7 protein-coding genes are annotated in these 9930 nt (G+C 71.7%); all 7 read right to left on the reverse strand.

Annotated elements, in window-relative coordinates:
* Positions 1–51: 51 nt before the first annotated feature.
* Entirely contained in the window at positions 52–1743 is a 1692-nt protein-coding gene (gene recN, locus ACFOGJ_RS11575; protein ID WP_379900424.1) for a DNA repair protein RecN, read from the reverse strand.
* A gap of 46 nt (positions 1744–1789) precedes the next feature.
* Positions 1790–2632, reverse strand: coding sequence for an outer membrane protein assembly factor BamD (locus ACFOGJ_RS11580; RefSeq protein WP_379900426.1), 843 nt, complete (start codon positions 2630–2632; stop codon positions 1790–1792).
* 299 nt (positions 2633–2931) lie between these two features.
* Entirely contained in the window at positions 2932–3840 is a 909-nt protein-coding gene (gene lpxC, locus ACFOGJ_RS11585) for a UDP-3-O-acyl-N-acetylglucosamine deacetylase (protein WP_449288585.1), read from the reverse strand.
* A gap of 592 nt (positions 3841–4432) precedes the next feature.
* Positions 4433–5653, reverse strand: coding sequence for an APC family permease (locus tag ACFOGJ_RS11590; protein ID WP_379900430.1), 1221 nt, complete (start codon positions 5651–5653; stop codon positions 4433–4435).
* A gap of 192 nt (positions 5654–5845) precedes the next feature.
* Positions 5846–7705 (reverse strand): cell division protein FtsZ, encoded by a 1860-nt coding sequence (gene ftsZ, locus ACFOGJ_RS11595; protein WP_379900432.1) that lies wholly within the window; start codon positions 7703–7705, stop codon positions 5846–5848.
* Positions 7706–7864: 159 nt separating this feature from the next.
* Positions 7865–9115, reverse strand: a complete 1251-nt coding sequence (gene ftsA, locus ACFOGJ_RS11600) for a cell division protein FtsA (protein WP_379900434.1) — start codon at positions 9113–9115, stop codon at positions 7865–7867.
* Between the two features lie 49 nt (positions 9116–9164).
* Positions 9165–9930, reverse strand: a 766-nt coding sequence (locus ACFOGJ_RS11605; RefSeq protein WP_379900436.1) for a cell division protein FtsQ/DivIB, incomplete at its 5' end; no start/stop codon positions are given.

Here is a 9930-nt window from a genome sequence, read left to right on the forward strand (position 1 = left end):
CGCGTGATCCGCCGTCCCATTCTGCCCGGACTGGGCCATGCCTTTCTCCCTTCAGCCGGCCGCTGCCGCGTCGGGCGCCAGCAGGCGGGCCGCCTGGGCCCGCGCCTCCGGCGTGATCTCCGCCGCGGAGAGCATGCGCGCCACCTCCTCCAGCCGTGCCGTATCGTCCAGCGGTTCGACGGTCGTGGCAGCCTCGCCGCCTTCCGCCGTCTTGCGGATCCGGAAATGCCGCGCGCCCGCCGCCGCCACCTGCGGCGCATGGGTCACCACCAGCACCTGCACCCGGTCCGCGACCCGCCGCAGCCGTTCCGCCACCGCCGCCGCGGTGGCGCCGCCGACCCCCTGGTCGACCTCGTCGAAGATCATCGTGCCGATTGCCTGGTCGCGGGTCAGCACCACGTTGAGCGCCAGCAGCAGCCGGCTCAGTTCGCCGCCCGAGGCCACCTTGTGCAGTGGTGCCGGCGCCACGCCCGGATTGGTCGCCACCAGGAAGGCGACCCGGTCCATGCCGGCCGGGCCGGCCTGCTCCGCCGGCAGGGGCAGCACCTCGATCGCGAAGCGGGCATCGGGCAGTTTCAAAGGCGGCAGTTCGGCGGAGACCTGCTCGGCAAGCGCCGCCGCGGCCGCCTGCCGCCTGGCCGTCAGCGCCGCGGCCGCGGCCGCGAAAGCCTGCTCCGCCTCCGCCAGTGCGGCCTGCTGCTGCGCCAGGGCGGCATCGCCCTGTTCCACCGCCGCAAGGCGCGCCGAGAGCGTCTCGCGGAACGCCGGCAGCTGCTCGGCCGGCAGCTGGTGCTTGCGCGCTGCGCCGCGCAGCGCGAACAGCCGCTCCTCCACCCGCTCCAGCACGGCGGGATCGAGCTCCAGCCGCTCGCCCGCCTGTTCCAGCGCGGCCACGGCCTCCGCCGCCGCATCCAGCGCCCGGTCGCAGGCGGCGACCGCGCCCTCGAACAGGCCGTCGGCTTCCGCCGCGCGCCGCTCCAGGCCGCGCAGGGCATCGGACAGCCGGGCCTCGACCCCCTCCTGGCCGGACACCGCGGCCAGGGCGTCGCGCAGGCAGTCGGCCAGGGCAGCCCCGTTGCGCAGCTGCGTGCGGCGGGCGGCCAGCTCCTCCTCCTCGCCCGGCTGCGGATCCAGCGCGTCCAGTTCGCCCACGGTATGGCGCAGCCATTCCTCTTCCGCCCGGGCGGCCTTGACCTGCTCCTCCAGCGCGGCGAGCGCCTCCGCCGCCTTGCGACGGCGCGCCCAGGCCTGCGCCACCGCATCGCGCTCCGCCGCGGCGCCGGCCGCCTCGTCCAGCAGGTCGCGGTGGCGCGACGGATCCATCAGCCCGCGGGCATCGTGCTGACCCTGCACCTCCACCAGAAGCTCGCCCAGCTCCCGCAGCAGGGCGACCCCGACCGGCTGGTCGTTGACGAAGGCGCGGCTGCCGCCATCGGCGCGCACCACCCGCCGCAGGATCAGCGCGCCCTCCTCCGCCGGGTCGCCGGCCAGGCCGCGCTCCTGCAGCAGGGCATGGACCGGATGGCCGGGCGGCGGCGCGAAGCTGGCGGCCACGACCCCCTGGGCGGCGCCGCTGCGGACCAGGCCGGCATCGGCGCGCCGCCCCAGGGCCAGGCCCAGCGCGTCGAGCAGGATGGACTTGCCGGCGCCGGTTTCGCCGGTCAGCACGGCCAGGCCGCGGCCGAAGGCCAGGGTGACCTTGCGGATCAAGACGATGTCGGCGATGTCCAGCGCTGTGAGCATGACGGGGCGGCCCTCGGGCGGCCGGGCGGCGGATGCCGGCCGCAGGTCAGAACAGCGAATCCCAGGCCTGGGTGATCCAGGACCGCTCGTCGATCCGGGGATAGAGGTTCTCGCCGGTCAGCAGGTTGTAGGAGTCCAGATACCATTCGCTGCCCGGATAGTTGTAGCCGAGAACGGCGGCCGCCGTCTGCGCCTCCGAAGCAACGCCGAGGGCGAGATAGCATTCCACCAGGCGGGCCAGCGCCTCCGGCACATGGCTGGTGGTCTGGTAGCTCTCCACCACCGACCGGTAGCGCAGGATCGCGGCGAGATAGAGGTTCTGCTTCTGGTAGAAGCGGCCGATCTCCATGTCTTTGCCGGCCAGGTGGTCGCGGGCGAGGTCGATCTTCAGGCGGGCGTCGCGGGCATATTCGCTGTTGGGAAAGCGGCGGACCACCTCTTCCAGCGACTGCAGGGCGCGTTCGGTATTGGCCTGGTCGCGGCCGACATCGACGATCTGCTCGTAGTAGCTGATCGCCTTCAGGTAATAGGCGTAGGCGACGTCCTTGTTGCCGGGATGCAGGCCGATGAAGCGGTCCGCCGCCAGGATCGCATCGTCGTACTTGTTGCTCTGGTAGTAGGAATAGGCGGCCATCAGCTGCGCCTTGGTGGCCCAGACCGAATAGGGATGCTGGCGTTCGACCTCGTCGAAGCCCTGCGCCGCCTGCTGCCAGTTGCCCTGCTCCAGGTCGTTCAGGGCGCCGTTATAGAGTTCCTCCACCGGCCGTTCGACATAGAGCGGCCCCTCGTCGTCGGAACAGGCAGCCAGGACAAGCGCCAGCGCCAGCGCCGCGACCAGCGGCAGCACGCCGCGGATCTGCAGCAGGACGGATCGCAGGTCAGTCAGCATCGTTCTGGCAGCATTCTGGGGTCAACATCCCGGTCGGTCGGCCTGTGAACGGCCCCCTGTCACAACGCCGGCACCGGTCCGCCTGGACTGACGGATTCCCGTGCCGGGGCTGCAGGCGCAGGAGGCCCGGTCGTCGGGGCGGCACGGCTTTCGCCGGCGCACACGCGGCGCGTCGGTCATACCGTTTTTTCCGGGGCGGGTCCAAGCCGTCCCTTCGCCGGGGCGGCCGACCGGTGCCGGGCAGGAATTGCGGGCAGGAAATGCGGGCGTAAAGTGCGGGCGCGGGCGCGCCCCGTCGCTCAGAGGCCGACAGCCGCCAGCGGCGGGTCGGTCAGTTCCGCCCTGGCCGCCACCGGCGCCCATTCCCAGGCCGATTCGTCGGCGAACAGGGCGTGCAGCAGGCGGTTGTTCATCGCATGGCCGGAGCGATTGCCGACGAAACGCCCCTGCAGCGGCGCGCCGGCCAGGGCCAGGTCGCCCAGGGCATCCAGCGCCTTATGCCGCGCGAACTCGTTGGCGAAGCGCAGGCCGTCCTGGTTCATCACGGTGCTGCCGTTGATGACGATGGCATTGTCCAGGGAACCGCCCAGGGCAAGTCCCTGCTGGCGCATCCAGTCGACCTCGTGCAGCAGGCCGAAGGTCCGCGCCGGCGCCAGCGCCGTCAGGAAGTCGTCGTCGGCAGGGGCGAAGGTGCAGGTCTGGCGGCCGATCACCGGATTGTCGAAATCGATGCTGACGGTGATCGAGAAGCTCTCCGCCGGCTCCAGGGAGACCGACTTGCTGCCCTCGGTCAGCGAGACCGGCTTGAGGATCCGGATCGCCCGCCGCGGGCGGCCAAGGGTCCGCAGGCCGGCACGCCGCAGCAGGCCCGCGAAGGGCGCCGCGGAGCCGTCGACCGCCGGCACTTCCGGCCCTTCGACGTCGATCACCGCATTGTCGATGCCCAGGCCGGCCAGCGCCGCCATAAGATGCTCGACCGTGGCGACGGAAGCCACACCGTCCGGATGCCGCAGGGTGGTGCCCAGGGTGAAGTCGGTGCCCAGATCGTAGCGCGCGGCGATCTCCGGCTTGCCGGGAAGATCGCCCCGGCGGAAGCGGATGCCCTGCCCGGCCTCGGCAGGGCGGATATCGGCGCTGACCGGTTTGCCGGTGTGCAGCCCGATACCGGAACACCGCACGCTTTGCTGGACAGTACGTTCAAACATCATAGAGCCGTTCTTCACTCCGGCGGATCCCGACTTGGCCCGGCCATCACCGGCCGTCACAATCCGGCCCGCCATGTCCCGGTCGCCCGCTGCACCCGTGTAAAGCTGCCTCGCCGGTGGAACCGGCAGGGCATGCGCCCAGTGGCCGCAGGCCAGAAAAGGTCGGAGCCAGCCACGGAAGCGCCCCCTGCACCGGCCAGACCGATCATGCCTGCCGAACCGCCAGGACCGCAGACAACCGCGATCTGAGCCCCCCTCCAGGCGCAGACCGGCATGACAGCCGGCCATCTGCCCCGAGGCCGAGCGGCCCCGCAGCGCCGCTCATCACCCATGGTCTTGATATCAGAGGCGGAAACAGCTTCTCAAATCACTCTCTGTTACAACATGTAACTCGCTGCACTGCGGTAGCGCTTTGAAAAATAACACATTTTCGGCGCCGTGCGAGCCCTTCGCAAGATTTCCGAAACAAGTGGAGAGAGGCTTCAACGCCGCCGCCGCCCCCTGCCCTCTATCGCCGCTCCGCTGACCCGAATCAAGGCGCTGCCCGCCCCCTGAGCGACGAAGCCGCGTCATGCCGGCCTTTCGCGACCGGGCATCAGACCGGCCAGAGCAGGTCGGCTGCAAGCATCGCCAGACAGGCGGCGAAGCCGGCCGCCGGCACCCAGCGGGGCAGGACGAAGCCGCCCGGCGCGGCATCCCCCCTGCCCTTCAGGCACCAGAGGGCAAGGTTGACCACCGCGAACACCGCCAGCGCGACATGCGCGGTAAGGCGCGCCAGGGTCACGATCGGGAACAGCAGCGCCAAAGCGAGGCAGATGGCGGAGACCAGGGCCGTCGCCAGCACCGGGGTCCGGGTCCGGGGATGCACCCGGCCCAGCCAGGACGGCAGCCCGCCCCGCTGCGCCAGGCCGTACAGGACCCGGCTGGCCATGATCAGCTGGATCAGCGCACCGTTCAGCACGGAGAAGATCGCCACCAGGTCGATCACCGCCGCGCCGCGGCCGCCGGCCGCGGCATAGACGGCGGACAGCGGCGCCTCGCTCGCCGCCAGCCGCTCCGGCGCCATGACGAGCACCGCGACCAGGGCCACGCCGAGATAGAGCAGGGTGGTGATGCCGAGCACGGCGAGGATCGCCCGCGGCAGCACGCGCGGCGCATCCCGCACCTCCTCGGCGACATTGACCATGTCCTCGAAGCCGATGAAGGCATAGAAGGCGAGCACCGCGCCGGCCAGGATGCCGCCAAGCGCGGCGCTGCCCGACGGCAGCAGGATCTCCGGCAGCAGCGGCGGCAGGCCGGCAAGCGCCGGCGCGCCGGCGACGATCACCGCCATCAGCGCGGCAACCTCCGCCAGGGTGACGATGGCGGCGATCATCGCGGATTCGGCAATGCCCCAGGCGGCCAGGAGGCCGAGCAGGACCACCACCCCGGTCACAGCGAAGGGCGGCGGCACCTCGACGAAGGCCCGCAGATAGCCGGCGAAGCCGAGCGTGATCGTGGCGGCGGAAACCAGGCCGGCGGCGATCACCGCCAGGCCGACCAGCAGGGTGAGCCAGCTTCGCCCGAAGGCCGCATCGACATAGGCCGCCTCGCCCGCGCTGAGCGGATAGCGGCCGGCCAGTTCGGCAAAGGCCAGGGCCGCGGTGCCGGCCAGCAGCGCGGCGACCAGGAAGGCGAGCGGCGCCTGCATGCCGGCAGCCCCGGCGACCTTGCCGACCAGCACGTAGATGCCCGCACCGACGGTGGTGCCCAGGCCGTAGAGAACCAGGAGCCAGAATGGGAGGCTGCGCTTCAGCGCAACGGAAGGGCGGGGCATGTCCATGTCCCATCACACACCGGTGCGCCGGCGGCCGCCCTGATCGAGATCAATTCCCGGCGCGGAGAATCCGATCCCGTCTCGAAGGTCGCGGCGGGCCCGCGGTCGCAGCGAAGGACGCGACCGCGGGCCCTGGGCGACACGATGGCCCGGCAGGATGCCCAGGAGGAGGCACTGCCGGGCCCGCCGGGCTCAGTTCGCCTGGCGTCGCAGGAAGGCCGGGATCTCCAGCAGGTCATCCTCGTCGGCGGTGCGCGGCAGACGATCCGCCGGATCCAGACCGCCCAGGGTGGCCTTCTGCTGGGATTGCTGCCGTGCACCGGCCGCCGGCAGCGGAGGCTGCGGCTTCGCCGCCTGGCGCGGCGCAGGCTCCGCCTCCGGCTCGGCCGCGGCACGGTCCCCCGTCAGGCCTGCGGTCTTCTCCAGGTCGTCGCCGTTGCGGGCCAGCCCCACGCCGGTCATCCGGCGGAAGATGCTGGGCCGGCGCATGCGGGGTTCACCCGCCGCACCCTCGTCGCGGGCCGCAGGCTCGGCGGGCCGCTGCGGCATCCGCTCGGGGGCCGGCTCCTGGGCCGTCGAGCGGGCCTCCGGACGGCGCGGCGGCCGCATCGGCTCCGGCGCGATGAAGGGCTGCTCGGCGGCCTGGCCGCGGGCGCCCCGCTCCACCGCCGGACGGTCGGCGCGGGCCGGCGCCGCCGGCTCCGGGTCGGACAGCAGGCTGCGCTGGGCCGGCTCCTCGGCCGGACGGGCCGCCTGCCGCTCGATGGCGGTCGCCTGGCCATAATCCGGCTCGGCATCCGGGTCCAGGGCCTGCTGGAAGGCGTCGGCCAGCTCGTCCTCGTGCTGGCGCGGATAGGCCTCCTCCGCCAGCACCGCGGAACTGGTGGAGACCAGCTGCGTCCGGGCGGCGCTCGCCCCATAGGCCTGGGCGGTGGCCGCCGCCGGTGCCGGCGCGGGGCCGGCCGCCGGGGCGGCCGTCACGCCGCTGGCGGAGACCTCGCCGCGGGGATCGACATAGCCGCTGCGGATCGGCATCACATTGCCGGAATAGCCGCTGCGGCTGTTCGGCGGCGCCTCGATCTCCATCCCGGCATCGATGCCGGTGGCGACGACCGTGACCCGCATGCTGCCCGACATGTCCTCCGACAGGGTGGAGCCGACGATGATGTTGGCGTCGCTGTCGACCTCCTCGCGGATCTTGTTGGCGGCCTCGTCGACCTCGTACAGGGTCAGGTCCATGCCGCCGGTGATGTTGATCAGCACGCCGCGCGCGCCCTTCATCGAGATCTCGTCCAGCAGCGGGTTGGCGATCGCGCGGTTGGCGGCCTCGATGGCGCGGTTGTCGCCCTCGGCCTCGCCGGTGCCCATCATCGCCTTGCCCATCTCGCTCATCACGGTGCGGACGTCGGCGAAGTCGAGGTTGATCAGGCCCGGCATGACCATCAGGTCGGTGATGCCGCGCACGCCGCAATGCAGCACCTCATCCGCCATGCGGAAGGCATCGGCGAAGGTGGTCTTCTCGTTCGCCAGGCGGAACAGGTTCTGGTTGGGGATCACGATCAGCGTGTCGACGAAGTGCTGCAGCTCCTCGATGCCAGCCTCCGCGGTGCGCATCCGGTGCGTGCCCTCGAACTGGAAGGGCTTGGTCACCACGCCGACGGTGAGGATGTTCATCTCCTTCGCCACGCGGGCGATCACCGGCGCCGCGCCAGTGCCGGTGCCGCCGCCCATGCCGGCGGTGACGAAGGCCATGTGGCAGCCCTGCAGATGCTCGGCGATCTCCTCGATCGCCTCTTCCGCCGCGGCGCGGCCGACATCGGGGCGGGAGCCTGCGCCCAGCCCCTCGGTCAGGTCGACGCCGAGCTGGATGCGGCGGTCGGTCGAGGATTTCGCCAGCGCCTGGGCATCGGTGTTCGCCACCACGAAGGTGGCGCCCTCCAGGTTGGAGGCGATCATGTTGTTGACGGCATTGCCGCCGGCGCCGCCGACACCCACCACGATGATCCGCGGGCGCAGTTCCAGCGGCTCCTGGGAACTGAAGTTCAACGTCATAGCTGCGGTCCTCCTGACCTATCCTTCGCTTGGTCTCTCACACCATCGACACCGCCCCCAGTGCCGTCCGTCCCGTGTGCAATTGCCGGGACCACGCAATCCGGGCTCAGCCCGGCCCTGGCCTGCACGGCGCCGGATCCCCCCGATCCGGTGCCGTGCCTAGAAATTCGCCATCAGCCAACGCCCCATCCGGGCGATGCGCCCGATCGGCGCCACCGGTTCGGGCATCTCCTCCTCCATCGCATCGTCCAGCCGCGCATGGTCGCGCAGCGCGTAGCTCAGCAGCCCGGCACAGGTGCTGAAGCCGGGGCCGCCGGTCGCCTCCGCCAGGCCCGAGACCCGGATCGGCCGCCCGATCAGCACCTGCTTGTCCAGGATCCGCGACGCCAGCTCGCGCATGCCGCCCAGCTGGCAGGCGCCGCCGGTCAGCACCACCTGGCGGCCGGCCAGGCGCGAGAAACCGGAATGCTCCAGCCGGTCGCGGACCAGCTCCAGGGTCTCCTCCACCCGCGGGCGGATGATCCCCGTCAGGTAGGAGCGCGGTATCTGCGTCACCGAATGCCGGTCATGGTCGCCGACCTGGCGGATCTCGATCTGCTGCTGCTCGTCGATATGCGTCGACAGCGCGCTGCCATGGACGACCTTCAGCCGTTCCGCCGTCTCCAGGGTGGTGGTCAGGCCGCGGGCGATGTCGGTGGTGACATGCGCCCCGCCCACCGGCACGGCGTCGGCGAAGACCAGCCCGCCGTCGTAGAAGACGCCGATCTTGGTGGTGCCGCCGCCCATGTCGACGACGGCGACCCCCAGCTCCATCTGGTCCTCTTCCAGGCAGGCCAGCCCGGCGGCATAGGGGGAGACGACCACCGCCTCCAGGTCCAGATGCGCCCGCGCCACGCAATTCGCCAGGTTGCGCATCGGCCCGGTGCCGGCGGTGATCAGGTTCATGGTGACGCCGAGGCGCTCGCCATACATGCCGCGGGGATCGCGGATGCCGCGACAGCCGTCGATGTCGAAGCTGGTGGGGATGGCGTGCACGATATGGCGGTCGCCCTCGACCTCCAGGCTGCGGGCCCGTGCCAGCACCCGGCGGACATCGCCGTCGGTCACCGCATGGCCGGCGATGGAGACATCCAGGTTCACCATCTGCGAGACCGGCTGGCCGGCGGACAGGCTGATCAGGACCTCGCGCGCCTTTTCGCCCGACATGCGCTCCGCGGAATCGACCGCGGCGCGCACCGCCCCCTCGACCGCGTCCATGTCGACGACGGCGCCGGCACGCATGCCGCGCGCCGCCTGGTGGCCGATGCCCACGATCCGCGGCTGGCCATGCAGGTTGCGCGCGATGAAGCAGGACACCTTGGTGGTGCCGACATCCAGCGCAACGATCAGACCGCTCCTGCCGCTTCCCATCACGACCGCCCCCGTGCCTCCCTGCGCAGCATCGCAAACCCCTTTGCCATCACGTGTTCTTCCCCGGCAGGTCGCGGGCCTGCACCGCCTCCGGCGTGAGCTGCAGGATCACCCGGTCCGGCACCCGCAGGTCGATGCCGCGAATGTCCTTGTCCAGCAGGCCCTCGGCGGCCTGCAGTTCGGCGAAGCGGTGCCAGGCCTGGCGCATCCCCTCCTCCGGCAGCCGCACCACCACACCGTTGTCGAAGGTGATGTCCCAGCGGCGCTCCCGGATCCGGGTGGCGGTGGCGACCCGCGCGAACAGCGCGAGATCGTCCTGCAGCAGATCGAACAGCGCCGCCGCCTGCTGCGGCGCCCCCTTGCCGACCAGCCGCCGCAGGTGGCGGAACTCGCCGCCGACCGCCTTCGCCAGGATCACCCCTTCGCGGTCGATCAGCACCGTCCGGCCGCCGTTCTGCCAGCGCACGAACGGCTCCCGTTCCTCCAGCCGGACATGCAGGGTGTCGGGCAGGCGGCGCTCCACCACTGCGCTCTTCACCCAGGGCAGGTCGGCAACCCGGGTCCGCACCTCCTCCAGGTCGAGGAACAGGATCGGATCGCCGCGGTTGACGCCGATCGCCTCCCGCAGATCGTCCAGCGCCGTCTTGCCGCGCCCCTCGACGGTCACGGCGTCCACCGCCAGGCCGCCGGAGGCGCTGAGCTCCGCCAGTTCCGCGCCACCCTCGTAAAGCAGGGCCTCCGCATCCTGCGGGGCTGCGACCGCGACCAGCACGACCGCCAGCGGCGGCAGCAGCAGGGCGGCGGCGATCGCGGTG

It is taken from the genome of Marinibaculum pumilum, from assembly GCF_042646425.1.
GTDB lineage: Bacteria > Pseudomonadota > Alphaproteobacteria > Ferrovibrionales > Ferrovibrionaceae > Marinibaculum > Marinibaculum pumilum.